This window comes from Pseudoduganella umbonata (assembly GCF_014192225.1).
Taxonomy (GTDB): domain Bacteria; phylum Pseudomonadota; class Gammaproteobacteria; order Burkholderiales; family Burkholderiaceae_D; genus Rugamonas; species Rugamonas umbonata.
Genome location: NZ_JACHXS010000003.1, coordinates 322,100 through 335,845 on the forward strand (window position 1 = coordinate 322,100; position 13,746 = coordinate 335,845).

Annotated in this window: 9 protein-coding genes; 2 read left to right on the forward strand and 7 right to left on the reverse strand. The window is 66.9% G+C overall.

Going from position 1 to position 13,746, the window contains the following annotated elements:
• Nucleotides 1–8: 8 nt before the first annotated feature.
• Both FHS02_RS10115 and FHS02_RS10120 read right to left on the reverse strand, forming a co-directional pair.
• A complete protein-coding gene (locus tag FHS02_RS10115) occupies nt 9–1,517 on the reverse strand; it encodes a sugar ABC transporter ATP-binding protein (RefSeq protein WP_137313310.1) in 1,509 nt (502 codons plus the stop codon).
• Nucleotides 1,518–1,584: 67 nt separating this feature from the next.
• On the reverse strand, nt 1,585–2,526 hold the full coding sequence (locus tag FHS02_RS10120; protein ID WP_137313311.1) for an ABC transporter substrate-binding protein: 942 nt from the start codon (nt 2,524–2,526) through the stop codon (nt 1,585–1,587).
• Nucleotides 2,527–2,890: 364 nt separating this feature from the next.
• On the opposite strand from FHS02_RS10120, the gene FHS02_RS10125 reads away from it, so the two are divergent.
• Nucleotides 2,891–3,958 (forward strand): LacI family DNA-binding transcriptional regulator, encoded by a 1,068-nt coding sequence (locus tag FHS02_RS10125; protein WP_137313312.1) that lies wholly within the window; start codon nt 2,891–2,893, stop codon nt 3,956–3,958.
• Nucleotides 3,959–4,016: 58 nt separating this feature from the next.
• Here FHS02_RS10125 and FHS02_RS10130 read toward each other — a convergent pair whose 3' ends face one another.
• The 5 genes from FHS02_RS10130 to FHS02_RS10150 form a co-directional block, all read right to left on the reverse strand.
• Nucleotides 4,017–4,775 carry a 3-hydroxyacyl-CoA dehydrogenase NAD-binding domain-containing protein gene (locus FHS02_RS10130; protein WP_137313313.1) on the reverse strand — a complete coding sequence of 253 codons (759 nt, stop codon included), beginning with the start codon at nt 4,773–4,775 and terminating at the stop codon, nt 4,017–4,019.
• Between the two features lie 286 nt (nt 4,776–5,061).
• Complete coding sequence (locus FHS02_RS10135; RefSeq protein WP_137313314.1) at nt 5,062–5,493, reverse strand: PACE efflux transporter; 432 nt, start codon at nt 5,491–5,493, stop codon at nt 5,062–5,064.
• 120 nt (nt 5,494–5,613) lie between these two features.
• Entirely contained in the window at nt 5,614–6,639 is a 1,026-nt protein-coding gene (locus tag FHS02_RS10140; protein WP_229422570.1) for a glucokinase, read from the reverse strand.
• 14 nt (nt 6,640–6,653) lie between these two features.
• Entirely contained in the window at nt 6,654–7,922 is a 1,269-nt protein-coding gene (locus FHS02_RS10145; RefSeq protein ID WP_229430059.1) for a glycoside hydrolase family 6 protein, read from the reverse strand.
• A 92-nt stretch (nt 7,923–8,014) separates the two neighbouring features.
• Entirely contained in the window at nt 8,015–11,038 is a 3,024-nt protein-coding gene (locus FHS02_RS10150; RefSeq protein WP_137313315.1) for a TonB-dependent receptor, read from the reverse strand.
• Nucleotides 11,039–11,564: 526 nt separating this feature from the next.
• On the opposite strand from FHS02_RS10150, the gene FHS02_RS10155 reads away from it, so the two are divergent.
• Entirely contained in the window at nt 11,565–13,739 is a 2,175-nt protein-coding gene (locus FHS02_RS10155; RefSeq protein WP_175424979.1) for a beta-glucosidase, read from the forward strand.
• Nucleotides 13,740–13,746 lie beyond the last annotated feature (7 nt).

The following is a 13,746-nucleotide window of genomic DNA, read 5'->3' on the forward strand; positions in this document are numbered from 1 at the left end:
ATGTCTCCTTATGCGGCCTGGGCCAGGGTGGCCAGCGCCATGATGTTTTCCTGGGTGATGCGTTCGCCTTGCAGTTCGCCGGCCAGCCAGCCTTCGCGCATGACGAGCACCCGGTCGCACACGCCGATGATCTCGGCAAGCTCGCTGGAGATGCACAGCACGGCGACGCCCGTATCGGCCAGCTCGTGGATGATCCGGTAGATCTCGTGCTTGGCGCCGATATCGACGCCGCGGGTGGGCTCGTCGAGGATCAGCACGCGCGGCCCGATGGCCAGCCAGCGCGCCAGCAGCAGCTTTTGCTGGTTGCCGCCGGACAGGCCGCCGATGATGCCTTCGGGCCCGGCGCCGCGCGCGGACAGCCGGCTGATCGCCGCGCGCGTCACGCTCAGCAGTTCGCCGCGCCGCAGCACCCCGCAGCGGGCATGCACGCCCAGCACGTTCATCGTCACGTTCGCCAGCAGCGACTGCTGCAGGAACAGCCCCTGCCCCTTGCGGTCTTCCGGCACATAGGCAATGCCCAGCCGGATGGCATCGGCCGGCTCGCGGATCGTGACCGGCCGGCCGTCGACCTCGATGGTGCCGCCGGCCAGCCGGTCGGCGCCGAACACCAGGCGCGCCAGCTCGGTGCGGCCGGCGCCGACCAGGCCGGCAAGCCCGACGATTTCTCCGGCGCGCACCTGCAGCGAGGCCGGGTGCACCCTGCCGCCATGCACGCCGTCCAGCTCGAGCCGCACGGCGCCGGGTGCCCGTTGCCGGGCATGTTCGTAGAAGCCGCCAAGCTCGCGGCCGACCATCATGCGCACCACCGTCTCCGGCGTGGCTTCTTCGCGGTCCAGCTCACCGATCCAGGTGCCGTCGCGCAGCACGGTCACGCGGTCGGCCAGCATGCGCACCTCGGCCATGCGGTGGCTGATATAGATGATCGCGATGCCGCGCGCACGCAGGCCGCGCATCACGTCGAACAGGCGCTCGGTCTCGCGCTCGGAGAGCGCCGCCGTCGGCTCGTCCATGATCAGCACGCGGCTCTCGTGCACCAGTGCGCGGGCGATCTCCACCTGCTGCTGGTCGGCAATGGACAGCCCGCTGGCAATACGGGTCGGCGCGAAGCCGGCGCCGAGGCTGCGCAGGACCTCCGCGGCACGCCGGTTCATCTGCGCGCTGTCGACGATGCCGAAGCGCCCGCGCGGCTCGGCACCCATGAAGATGTTCTGCGCCACGCTGAGATTGGGCGCCACCGACAGCTCCTGGTAGATCAGGTTGATGCCGCAGGCGCGCGCGTCGGCCGGGGAGGAAATCCGCACCGGCTCGCCGGCCACGCGGATCTCGCCGGCGTCGGGCTGGTACACGCCCGCCAGGATCTTCATCAGCGTGCTCTTGCCGGCGCCGTTCTCGCCCATCAGCGCATGGATCTCGCCGGGGCGGATGGTGAGCTGGACGCCGTCGAGCACCGTGACGGCGCCGAAGCGCTTGCGGATGCCGGATACTTCGAGCACCGGCCGTGGAATTGCAGTTGCCATGTCTCCTCCAGTGAGGTTCTTGTGGTGTGCCTGGGGGTCCGGCCGCGTGGGCCGGCCGGTGCCGCCTCTAGCGGCTGGCCCAGCCTTTGTAGGCGGCCACGTTGTCCCGGGTGATCGCCGGCGTGGGAATCAGCACGACCGGGTTGGCCGGCCGCTTGCCCTGCATGATGTCGTAGCCGATCTCGACGGCCATGGCGGCCATCCGGTAGGGATCCTGCGCGGCGGTGACGGCAAAAATGCTGTTCTTCGATTTCAGTGCCGCTTCCGCGTCGGGCGCGCCATCCACTGAAGCCACCATGCGCACGTCGCCGCGCCCTGCCTGCTTCACGGCCAGTTCGGCACCGATCGCCGATGGATCGTTGATCGCGAACACCGCGTCGATCCGGCGATGCGCGATCAGCAGGTTGGTCATCACTTCCATGCCGCCATCGAGGCTGCCTTTCGCATCCTGGTTGTCGGACACGACCCGGATGGCGGTACCGGCGAAGGCCTGCCGGCAGCCGGCCACCCGCGCGATCACGGCGGTGACGGGCGGACCGTTGACGATCACCACGTTGCCCTTGCCGTTCAGGCGCTCGACGATGCGCTTGCACGATTCCCGGCCGGCCATCGTGTTGTCGGACATGATCGTGGCATCGGCATTGTCGGCGCCGACGTCGACCGCCATCACGACGATGCCGGCATTGCGGGCCTTCTGCAGCACCGGTGCGATGCCCTTCGGATCGGTGGCGTTGACGACCAGGATGTCGACCTTGTTGGCGATGAAGTTCTCGATCTGCCCGACCTGCGTATGGAGGTCGTATTTGCTGGACACCGTGGTGACCCTGGCCTTGCCGCCGGCGATCTTCCTGGCCGCGTCGCCGGCGCCCTTGCCGATCGCCACGAAGTAGGGATTGGCAAGGTCGCTGACGGCGACGCCGACCGATTTCAGCGGCCGCGCCGCGCCGGCCTGGCCGGCCAGGGCCAGCGCGGCCGCCGCGATGCAGCCGATCATGGCTTGTCTTTTCATTGCAGTGTCTCCGGTTGTATCGACTGGCGCCGCACTTGCCGGTGCTCCGGCCCCTGCTGCGGCGCCTGTCGTGATTCAGCTTCGTGATTCTGCTGTCTGGAACGAACTTTACACGTGTCGACTTTTTGACGTCAACTAGTTTTTTTACAACACTCCAGGGGGATCCGGGCAGGGAATTGCTTGCGGAAAACCGGTAGGTGGCACGACGCACCGCAGCACTCTCCGGCACCGATTCCTTCCAGTACCAGCCACGGATGGTGCTCTACTTGCACGGAAGTATTTTTGCTATGATGGTGGCGCCGCCGCTCAGCGAATCAATGCGGGAAACAGCCCGAGCGCCAACTTGACACGAGTCGAATCGACAATGAAGACTGCGAAGAATGCCCCTGCCGCTTCCGCTGCGCGCAGCCAGGAGCCCCGTGGACCGGTAACGATGCACGACGTGGCCGCACTGGCCGGCGTGTCGCGCGCCACGGTATCGAAATACTTCAACGACGGCGAAGGCCTGAAGCCGGACACCCGGGCGCGCATCCTGCAGGCATGCCGCGAACTCGAATACGTGCCCGACCCGCATGCGGTCAGCCTGGTGCGGGGGCGATCGCGCATCGTCGGCGTGGTGCTCCCGGTGATCAACGAACCCTTCTTCGCCGAAGCCCTGCGGGCGATCGAGCAGAAGGCCAAGGCGCTGGGGATGGATGTGATCATCCAGTGCTCGTACAACGATCCGGCCGAGGAAGCCGCGGCGCTGATGACGATGCGCTCGATGAAGGTGGCGGGCGTGGTGCTGACCGCGGTCGCATCGCGGCACAACGTGGACCTGCTGCGGCGCCTGGAGCAGGAAATGCGCATCGTCTACCTGGACAGCTATGTCCACGAAGAGTGCGACTACGTGATGAACGACAACCGGCAGAGCATGGCGATGCTGACGCGCTACCTGCTCGGCCGCGGCCACCGGCCGGCCTACCTGGGCGCCCCGCCCGTCGCGCATCCTTCGCCGGCGGAACGGCTGGCCGGCTACCTGGAAGCGATGGAGGAAGCCGGCGTGCCGCCGCTCGTGCTGCCGGGCAGCACGCAGGCAACCTGGGATTTCGAGGCGTACGCGTTTCGCCATGTGCTCGACTGGCTGAGCAGCGGCGCCTGGAAACGTGCCGGCGCCACCGCGCTCGCCTGCGGCACCGACCGGCTCGCGATCGGCGCCATGTCGGCGTGCCGGCGCTTCGGCCTGGAACCGGGCAAGGACCTGGCCATCGCCGGGCACGACGACCTGCCCATTTCCGCCTATCTCCATCCGCCGCTGACCACGTTCCGGCAGGACGTCGCCGCCATCGGCGTGGCGGCAATGGAATGCCTGCAGGCCCGGCTCGACGGCACCGATGCGGCGCCTTACCGCAAGCGGTTTTCCGGAGGGATCGTGCCGCGCGAGTCGGCGTAGCGTTTACGCCATGCGCGGCGCGGCGCGGCGTGCACCGTCCGGCCGCACGGTCATCGGATCACGTCGTCATCCGCGTAGCCGGCGCCTCCAGCGACTTGTGCAAGGCCTGGACCAGCGCGGCCGCGGTTGCCACGGTGCGTTCCGAGGTGGCCTTGCCGGCCACGAATTCCCATACCAGGGTCGCGTCGGCACCTTCGGCCAGGTGGAAGCCCAGCACGTTTTCCGGATGCCTCGCCAGGCTGGCGACATGGTCGATATCGCACGCCGCGATGCGGGTGACGAGGATCACGTCCTGCCGGGCGACTTCGTTCAGCCGGCGAACCAGGCCGCCCGTGGCTTCCTTGCCGGCACCCATGACATCCACGATGACGTCGCAGTCCTTCAGGTGATGCAGGTTGACGGTGCCCGCCAGCAGTGCCACCCGCCTGTCGCGCTGGGCGGCCGTGAGCTCGCCGGCCGTGCAGGCATGCTCGTAACCCGACCGCAGCGATGCCGTCGCCCCGTCGAGCACTGCGCGCGCGGGGTCGAACAGGGCGACGGGAATATCGGCATCCAGCAACGCCATGGCAAGGCCGATGCCGATGCTGCCGGCGCCGATGACGCCGACACGCCCGACTTGCCGCGGCATGTCGTTCGCTGCCGGCAGGACCGCATCGTGGCTGCCCGGTCGATGCGAAGCGAAAACCGTACGGACCTTGCGGTGCCGGTCCAGCCTCGCCTCGCGGCGGTGCGCATGCGGACGGGATTCATCGACCACTACCGCATGCATGTTCGCTTGCGTGGCGTGGGACGGGATATCGGTCTGGTACTGGGACATGTGAAGCTCCTGAGATGAACTGAAACCTGCGCGTGTGGCGGATCGGCGGAGTTCGCGGATTGCACACTGTAGCGTTCATCATAAGCTTTGCGTGCCTCGAATTCTTATGTCTTATAAACGAGTTTCGGCATAATTTTTCCTTCTAAATCAGCCGGTTGCACAGATATTTTTACATCATGAAATGAAATCCTGTGCATCGGGACGCAAGCATGACGATAGCCGGCACGCATTTTTCATGATGCGAAACGGGTTTCGACGTCATGAAAATCGGGACGTGGCTCCGGTCTCAGGCCGCATGCGCAGCCGGTGCGGCCACGGGGAATATCCGGTCGTAGGCAAGGTTGAACAGGAAACCGTACCCCAGGTAGAAGACCACGATGGCCATGTCCATCAGCAGCGCCTGCCACAGGCCGATCCGCAGGTACCAGGCGATCAGGGGAATCAGCAGGATGACCAGGCCAGCCTCGAACAGCAGCGTGTGCACGACCCGGATCGCCAGGGACTTGTGCACGCTGCCGCGCAGGTAGCGCATGGCGCGATCGAAACCAAGGTTGAACGCGAAGTTCCACAGCGTGGCGATGGTGGCCGACGCGATGCCGATCACCCCCATCGCCTTCACGGGCTGCCCGAATACCACTGCCGAACCGGGAATGAAGATGGCCAGGGCCACGGCCTCGAACAGCAGTGCGTGCCGCACGCGGTCGCCGAATGTACGCATCGATTTCCTTTTAGTTGTCGTATCGAAAGGATGATCGCACACTTCATAAATGAAGAACATAGGCGCAGTGCGCTGCCCGGCGTCCCGGTGCAGTGAATGCGCTGCAGCGGCACGCTGCTGTCAACGGTCGCCGAGCCGCTCCGCCAGGATCGCCGACACGCCGGCGAAAGCGGGATAACCGGCCGTGATGACATAGGTGGGAATGGCGCTGAGGTAGGCGTTGAAACGGCCCTTCCCTTCGAACCGTGCGCGGAACAGCGAGCGGTCGAAGCGCTCGCCCAGTTTAGGCACGATCCCGCCACCGATATACACACCGCCGCGCGCGCCCAGCGTGACCGCCAGGTTGCCGGCCACGGTGCCGAGCATGCCGCAGAACGACTCGATCGTCTCGTCGCACAGCAGGCAGTTGCCGCGCAGCGCGCGCAGCGTGACATCGGCGGCGGACAGCGGTTCGGCCGGCACGCCGTGCAGGTCGGCCAGCGCGCGATACACCAGTTCGATGCCGGAGCCGGAAATCAGCCGCTCGGCCGACACATGGCCGAATTCGCGCCGGGCAAAGCGCAGGATCTCGACCTCCGTTTCATTGATGGGCGAAAAACTCGCGTGGCCGCCTTCGGACTGCAGCGCCGTCCAGCCCGCCGCCGTGGGAATCAGGGCGGACACGCCCAGGCCGGTACCGGGGCCGATCACCGCCAGCGGGGTGCCCGGCTCGGCGCCGCGGCCCCCAACCTGGCGCTTCTCCTCGCCCAAGTCCAAATAGGGCAGCGCACGGGCCAGTGCCGTGAAATCGTTGACCACGGCAAGCACCTCGAAACCGCATTCCTCGCGCAGCTGCGCGATGGAGAATTGCCAGTGATGGTTCGTCATCCGCACGACATCGCCGGCGACGGGATTGGCGATCGCGATCGCGCCATGCCGCACCACCGGCGCGACCGCGGCGACATCGGGAAGGCCAAGGTAGGCGCGCAACGCCGCCGCCAGCGTGGCGTAAGCCGCGCAAGGCAGCACGTGTACGTAGCCAATATTGCCCGGCGCCAGTTCCAGTGCGAAGCGGGCATTGGTACCGCCCACGTCCGCCAGCAGGCGCGGGCCGCCCGGAAAGCCGGCGGGATGTTCATTCGTGACGGATGTCGGCATCGTTTGCATGGGAGAGGATTCGTTCAGTACCCGTGGATCATCTTGTAGGCCATCTCGGGCAGGAAGGTACCGGCCGCGGCCGCGCAGCCGTCCGCCTCGCCGGGCGCCTTCACCCAAAGCGTCATGGCCGGCTGGCTGCCGACGGCGTTGACGCGTGGCGGCACGCCGATCCTGCGGCCTGGCGGATCGCACCATTCCCTGCCGTCCGGACCGGCGCCGTTGCGGCTGGTATCGACGACGAACGGCTTGCCCGAGCCCGTCCGCTGCCGCAGCGCCTCGCTCACCGCGATCCCGTACGGATTGCTTTCGCCATCGGTGCGGTAGTTCGACACGTTCAGCGCGAAACCTTCGGCGCTGGCGATGCCGGCATCGGCCAGGCGCGCCGCCGCTTCGGCCGGCTCCAGCCAGTCGCTGTTGCCGATGTCGATGTACAGCGCCGTACGCGGTGCGCGCTCGTTGAACTGCGCCACCGCATGGCGGAACAGTTGCAGGCGCGTGGCCTTGCCCGGCGCGTCCAGGCAATCGAGCTGCGGCAGCGCATCCGGTTCCAGCACCACCACCGTTTCGCGCGTGCCGATCGCATTGGCGAAGGCGTGGATCCAGTCCCGGTAGGCGGCTGCCGAGCCGGCGCCGCCGGCACTGTGCTGGCCGCAATCGCGTGCCGGAATGTTGTAGGCGACCAGCACCGGCACGCGCCCCGCCGCTGCCGCCGCGGCGACATGGTTGCCGACGGCGCTGCCGATGTCGCCGCTCCAGCCGCCGAACCACTTCGCGGCCGGCTGGCTGGCGATGCGCGGGCCGATCCCGGCGGCGCGGCCGTCGCCGGGATTGTCGCGCACCCACTGCGCCGCGGCCGACTGCGGGTCGCTGTACAGGTTCGGATTGGGTGCCTGCACCACGCAGTTGACACCCTGCACGGTGATCCTGCCCGGCACCGGCCGCGCGCCGGTATATGACAGCGGCATGCCGAAGCTCGCGCTGGCCCCCGGCGCGATCGCCGGACTGCTGCCGTCGTCGGTGGCGGTGACCCGGCTGCCGGTGACAGCGACCCTGGCGCCCCAGGGCGCGTTGACCAGCGCGACCGGGTTGCCATAGTCCCAGGCGACCTGCCAGCCGCTGACAGTGCTGCTGCCGGTATTGGTGACAACAATGTCGACGACGAAGCCGCCGTTCCAGTCGTCGCGCGTCGCATACGTCGCCGCGCAGGTGGGGGCCGCACTGGCGGCGCCGCTGGCGACCAGCACCAGCGTTGCCATGGCCGGCCGCAGCAGGCTGTGCCTGAGAGTGTGCATCGGGATATTCATTATGGTGTCCTCTTCTAGTATGTACCGCGTCCCCATTCAGGCCGGGCCGCGAACGGCCCGGCCCGTGCCGCACCGGCAGTTCAGAAGTCGTAACGCAGCTGCGCCGTGTAGCGCGGCCCCGTCTTGAACCAGGTGTGGTTCATGTTGCCGATATGCTGGTCCATCGTCTGGCGGAACTTCACATCGGTCAGGTTCTGCGCCTCCAGGCCGATCGACAGCTTCCCGGTCAGCTTGTAGAAGATCGACGCATCGACCTGCCCATATGCCTCGGCCCACAGCGGCAGGCCCCAGGCCAGGTTCTCGGCGCCATAGGTCGGGCTGGCCGGATTGGTATCCTTGCCGTCGGTGCCGCGCGCGCCCCAGGCATTGACCGACTGCAGGTTGCGCGAGCGCCAGTTGTAGGCCACGCGCGCCGAGACGGGGCCGCGGTCGTACATCAGCGACAGGTTGGCGCTCTGGCGCGACAGGCCCTGCAGCGGCAGGTTGCCGAATACGCGGCCGTCCGTGTCGCAGCCGTTGATGTTCAGGTTCAGGTTGGCGGCGCCGTCCGCGCTGCCGCTGCAGTACTCCGAATACACCGGGTTGTACAGGTCGCGCGCGCTGTCGACGAACGTGAAGCTGGCCTGCACGCCGATGCCTTTCAGCCAGTCCGGCACGTTGTCGTAATACTGCTGGTAGGCCAGCTCGAAGCCGCGGGCATGGCCTTTCGCGCCGTTCACCGGCGACGTGGTGGCGAAGCTGTGCAGCGCGCCGGCCGCATCGGGCAGTTGCACGCTGACCATCTGGTCGACCACGATGTCCTTCAGGCGCTTGTTGAACAGCGCCAGCGTCAGCGAGCCGCCCGGCGCGAAGTACCACTCGGCGGTCAGGTCCAGCTGGGTCGACATGGTCGGCTTCAGCATCGGGTTGCCGGATGCTTCGCCGCTCAGGCTGACACTGTCGATATTGACCGCGCCGGTCGCCGGGTTGACGCTGCTGTTGACCTGCTGCGACAGCCGGTTATAGGCCTGCAGCCGGCCGAAGTCGGGCCGCGACATGGCTTTCGCCAGCGCCAGGCGGAACTGCCAGCCGCCGGTGCCCTTCAGGCGCAGGTTCAGGCTCGGCAGCACGTTGCTGTACGAATGTTCGAAGTCCGCCTGCTGCGCGAACGCCTTGATGGCGGGGATCGGCACGCCGGTCACGGCGGCGCCCGGCGGGATCTCCACCACGTTCGGCGTGAACACGGTGTATCCGGCCGCGCGCATGTCGGTCTTCACGTAGCGCACGCCGATATTGCCGTCGACCGGGTATCGAAAGTCGTCGAAGCCGAAGCGCAGCTGGGTATAGAAGGCCTTGGTCTTCTCGGCCACGTCGTTGATCTCGGCCGGATCGGTGCCGAAGGTGGCGCGCTTCCACGGATCGCACGTGCCCCAGCCCTGCGCTGCCTTCTGCTGCTCGCACAGGATGGTGTGGTAGCTGTGCAGCGTGGCATAGCTGTCCGGATAGCCGCGCGCCAGGCTGTCGCTCGGGAACACCGCCGCCGGCACCGAGGCATCGCCGTTGAAGAAGTTGTTGAACGGGTGCACGCGCACCTCGTTGTTGAAGCGCGGATCGCCCAGGTAGGCCAGCGTCGGGATGTTCCAGCCCAGCATGTAGGGCTGCGTGATGGCCTGCCAGTTGTAGCTGGGGTTGGAATTCTGCGTCGTCGACTTGCGGTCGGTGAAGCGCACGCCGAAGCGCACGTCGCGCAGCACCTTGTGATCGAAGTTGTACTGCACGTCCGTCTTCCACACGTCGTTGCTGGCCGTCGAGCGGTCCAGGTGCTCCATCGTGTAGGCCCAGTAATAATTGTCCGGATTGGCGATGGCGGCGCGGTCGGCGTCGTCGAATACCAGCGTCGGCAGCTTGGTCGTCAGGTCGACGCCCTGCTTCTGCAGCAGCATGCCGGTGGCCACGTCCGAGTCGAGCGAACCGGTTTTGGCGCGGATGCGCTGCAGGTCGTTGCGGATGGTCCAGTCGGCATTGACGCGCCACTGCACGTTCCAGGCGATATCGGTGGTGGACGAATTGCGGCTGGACACGCGGCGGTCCGGATTCAGGTTGATGCCGCCGTGTTCCGGGTCCGACAGCGTGCCGGACAGCAGCGCGCCGTTCGCATCGTAGACGCCGTTGGCCACCTGGATCGCGTACGGCGTGGTGTGCTTCATCAGCATCGCCTGCTCGCTCCAGCTGTTCTCGTAGCTGGACTTGAAGTACGTCAGCGACGTGGAGAGGTCGCGGTTCGGCCGCCACTGGGCGGCCGCGTACCGGCCCTCGCGTTCGCGCTCGAATTCCATCGTGCGCCAAGTGACGCCGGTCGGCACCCACACGGTGCGGCCGGGGACCAGGTCGTCGCGCCGGTAGTACGGCTCGATCTGGAAGTTGTCGGTGCGGGTATCGCTCTGCGACCTGGCGAAATCGACCAGCAGGCCGAACTCGCCGAAGCGGGTCTTCCAGCGGTCCGACAGCAGCAGCGACGTGGACGGCGTGGGCTTGCCTTCGCGCAGCGTCGAATACGACATCTGCCCGGAGACCGATCCCTTGAAGCCCTTGAAGTCGAACGGCATCGCCGTGCGCAGGTTGACCAGGCCGCTGATCGCCCCTTCGATCTGCTCGGCGGACGGATTCTTGTACACGTCGACGCCGGCCATCAGTTCGGGCGGCACGTCTTCGAAGCTGAGCGAGCGGGCCCCGTTGGCGGAGAACGAATCGCGGCCGTTCAGTTCGGAACGCACGTAGTTCAGGCCGCGGATCGCCACGCCCGAACCTTCCACCGCGTAGTGCTGCGGGTCGCCGGCCATGCTGCGGTCGATGGTCACGCCGACCACGCGCTGCAGCACCTCCGTCACCGAGCGGTCCGGCAGCTTGCCGATGTCTTCGGCGTTGATCGAGTCGACGACTTCGTCGGCATCCTGCTTGATCTTCTGGGCCGACTGCAGCGCGGCACGCTGGCCCGAAACCACCACGACGCTGGCGTTCGCGGCGGACGGCGCGGCATCGCCAGCTTGCGCCAGCGCGGAGCCGGCCGAAAGGAGTGCGATGTGGGACACGGCGATCGCGATCGCCGTCTTCTTGCAGTGATTCATTCTGTCTCCGATGCGGATCTAACTTCGATGGGTCGATGCCTGCTCTTGTCGGCGTCGCGGGTCGGCGCGCGCCGCAGGTCGTTGAAATCGTTTTCACACTCCGCCAAAGAAAACCCGAAGACAAGTTCGGGTGATGGATATGGCCGTGCCTCGCGTTGAGTTTTTCACCAACGCGATTATGAAAACGAATTCAGGAGGCGAAACTTACCGGCAACTGTGAAGTTTCGTCAACAGCTTTGTTTAGTGGAAAATCACTAAACGTAGTAAAAATACGAATTCTCCGGAAATATCAGGCTGCCTGCTACGTCATCCTTGACTTTCAGCCCGACGGTCACGAAACTGCGTTGAAATCGATTTCAGGTGAGCTTTTCGCGGCCATTTGCGTGTTTTCGAGCAGCCGTGTACACGCCGCGGCGCATGCCGCTGGTTCGACCCGGACCGGTCATACCCGACACGATTTTCAATAATTAATGGAGAGTAATGGATGAGACACCTTGGTAACACCCTGAAGCACGGTGCCCTGGCCATGACGCTGATCGCGTCGGCCGTTCACGCAATGGCCGCCGATGGCGCCGCCGGCGCCGCCAAGGGCGACCCGGACGCGCGCGCCCGCGCAACGGTTGCAGCGATGACGCTGGATGAAAAGATCCAGACCGTGTTCGGCTACTTCTCGACCGATTTCAAGGGCACCGCGAAGCCGAAAGAAGGGGTGCCGTTCACCGCCGGCTTCATTCCCGGCGTGGAGCGGCTGGGCATTCCGCACCAGCAGTTGACCGATGCCGGCACCGGCGTCGCCTCGCAACCGAATCCGTCGCCGCGCCAGCGCACCGCACTGCCGGCCGGCATCGCCACGGCCGCCAGCTGGAATCCGGCGCTCAGCTACGCGGGCGGCGCCATGATCGGCAAGGAAGCGCGCCTGTCCGGCCACAACGTGATGCTGGCCGGCGGCATCAACCTGCTGCGCGAGCCGCGCAACGGCCGCAATTTCGAGTACGCGGGCGAGGATCCGCTGCTGAGCGGCGTCATCGGCGGCGAGCAGATCCGCGGCATCCAGTCCAACCACGTGGTGGCCACCGTCAAGCACTTCGCCTACAACGACCAGGAAACGGGCCGCTTCAAGGTGAACGTCAAGATCGGCGATGCGGCCGGCCGCATGTCCGACCTGCTGGCGTTCCAGATCGCCATCGAGCGCGGCAATCCGGGCTCCGTCATGTGCGCCTATAACCTGGTCAACGGCGCCTACGCCTGCGAGAACGACTACCTGCTGAACAAGGTGCTGAAGCGCGACTGGGGCTACAAGGGCTATGTGATGTCCGACTGGGGCGCCGTGCACTCGACGATTCCGGCCGCGCTGTCCGGCCTGGACCAGCAGTCCGGCTGGCCGTTCGACCAGTCGCCCTACTTCAACGGCGCGCTGAAGGAAGCCGTGGAGAACGGCCACGTGCCGCAGGCCCGGCTCGACGACATGGTGCAGCGCATCCTGCGCGCCCTGTACGCCAACGGCGCGATGGAGCACCCGGTACGGGTCGAACCGGAAAAGATCGACTTCGCCGCCAGCGCGCTGGTTTCCCAGCAGGTCGCCGAGGAAGGCATCGTGCTGCTGAAGAACCGCGACGGCCTGCTGCCGCTGAGCGACACCCACCGCACCATCGCCATCATCGGCGGCCACGCCGACGTGGGCGTGCTGTCGGGCGGCGGTTCGTCGCAGGTGTACCCGATCGGCGGCTCGCCGGTGCCGAACGAAGGGCCGAAAGTCTTCCCGGGCCCGATCGTCTACCTGCCCTCCTCGCCGATGCAGGCGCTGGCCAAGCGCCTGAAAGCAAAGATCGTCTATCACGATGGCAAGGATGCCGCCGCTGCCGCCCGACTGGCGGCTTCCAGCGACCTGGCCCTCGTCTTCGCCACGCAGTGGACCGCCGAGAGCATCGACCAGCCCGACCTGTCGCTGCCGAACGGCCAGGATGCCGTGATCGCGGCCGTGGCGGCCGCCAACAAGCGTACCGTCGTGGTGCTGGAAACCGGCTCGCCGGTCACCATGCCGTGGCTGGACGATGTCGGCGCCGTGGTGCAGGCCTGGTACCCGGGCAGCCGCGGCGGCGAAGCGATCGCCCGCGTGCTGGCCGGCGAAGTGGATGCTTCCGGCCGCCTGCCGGCAACCTTCCCGCGGTCGGTCGACCAGCTGCCGCGCCCCGCGCTGGATGGCGCCGGCCTGCCGGAAGGCACCCGTTTCGCGACCGACTACGACATCGAAGGCGCGGCGGTCGGCTACAAGTGGTTCGACAAGAAGGGCCACAAGCCGCTGTTCGCATTCGGCCACGGCCTGTCGTACACGTCGTTCAAGTACACCGGCCTGGCGGCGGCGGCAAAGGACGGCGCGATCGATGTGTCGTTCAGCGTGACGAATACCGGCAAGCGCGCCGGCAAGGCGGTACCGCAGGTCTACGTCAGCAAGACCGGCGCCGGCTGGGAAGCGCCGAAGCGCCTGGGCGGCTGGGACAAGCTGGCGCTGCAGGCCGGCGAAAGCCGCACCAGCCGCGTCGCCATCGACCCGCGCACGCTGGCCGTGTTCGACAGCGCCAGCGGCAAGTGGAAGATCGCCGCCGGCGAATACACCGTGATCCTGGCCGAAGCGGCCGATGCGCCGGTGACGACCGTGAAGGTACGGCTGCCGGCGCGCGAGTTCGCGGCAGGCGGCCGCTGACGCGGTC

Bases quoted from the DNA above. Each gene is read 5' to 3' on its own strand.
- FHS02_RS10120 (WP_137313311.1), bottom strand. From the start codon at position 2,526: ATGAAAAGACAAGCCATGATCGGCTGCATCGCGGCGGCCGCGCTGGCC.
- FHS02_RS10155 (WP_175424979.1), top strand. From the start codon at position 11,565: ATGACGCTGATCGCGTCGGCCGTTCACGCAATGGCCGCCGATGGCGCC.
- FHS02_RS10145 (WP_229430059.1), bottom strand. From the start codon at position 7,922: ATGCACACTCTCAGGCACAGCCTGCTGCGGCCGGCCATGGCAACGCTG.
- FHS02_RS10130 (WP_137313313.1), bottom strand. From the start codon at position 4,775: ATGTCCCAGTACCAGACCGATATCCCGTCCCACGCCACGCAAGCGAAC.
- FHS02_RS10135 (WP_137313314.1), bottom strand. From the start codon at position 5,493: ATGCGTACATTCGGCGACCGCGTGCGGCACGCACTGCTGTTCGAGGCC.
- FHS02_RS10150 (WP_137313315.1), bottom strand. From the start codon at position 11,038: ATGAATCACTGCAAGAAGACGGCGATCGCGATCGCCGTGTCCCACATC.
- FHS02_RS10115 (WP_137313310.1), bottom strand. From the start codon at position 1,517: ATGGCAACTGCAATTCCACGGCCGGTGCTCGAAGTATCCGGCATCCGC.
- FHS02_RS10140 (WP_229422570.1), bottom strand. From the start codon at position 6,639: ATGCAAACGATGCCGACATCCGTCACGAATGAACATCCCGCCGGCTTT.
- FHS02_RS10125 (WP_137313312.1), top strand. From the start codon at position 2,891: ATGAAGACTGCGAAGAATGCCCCTGCCGCTTCCGCTGCGCGCAGCCAG.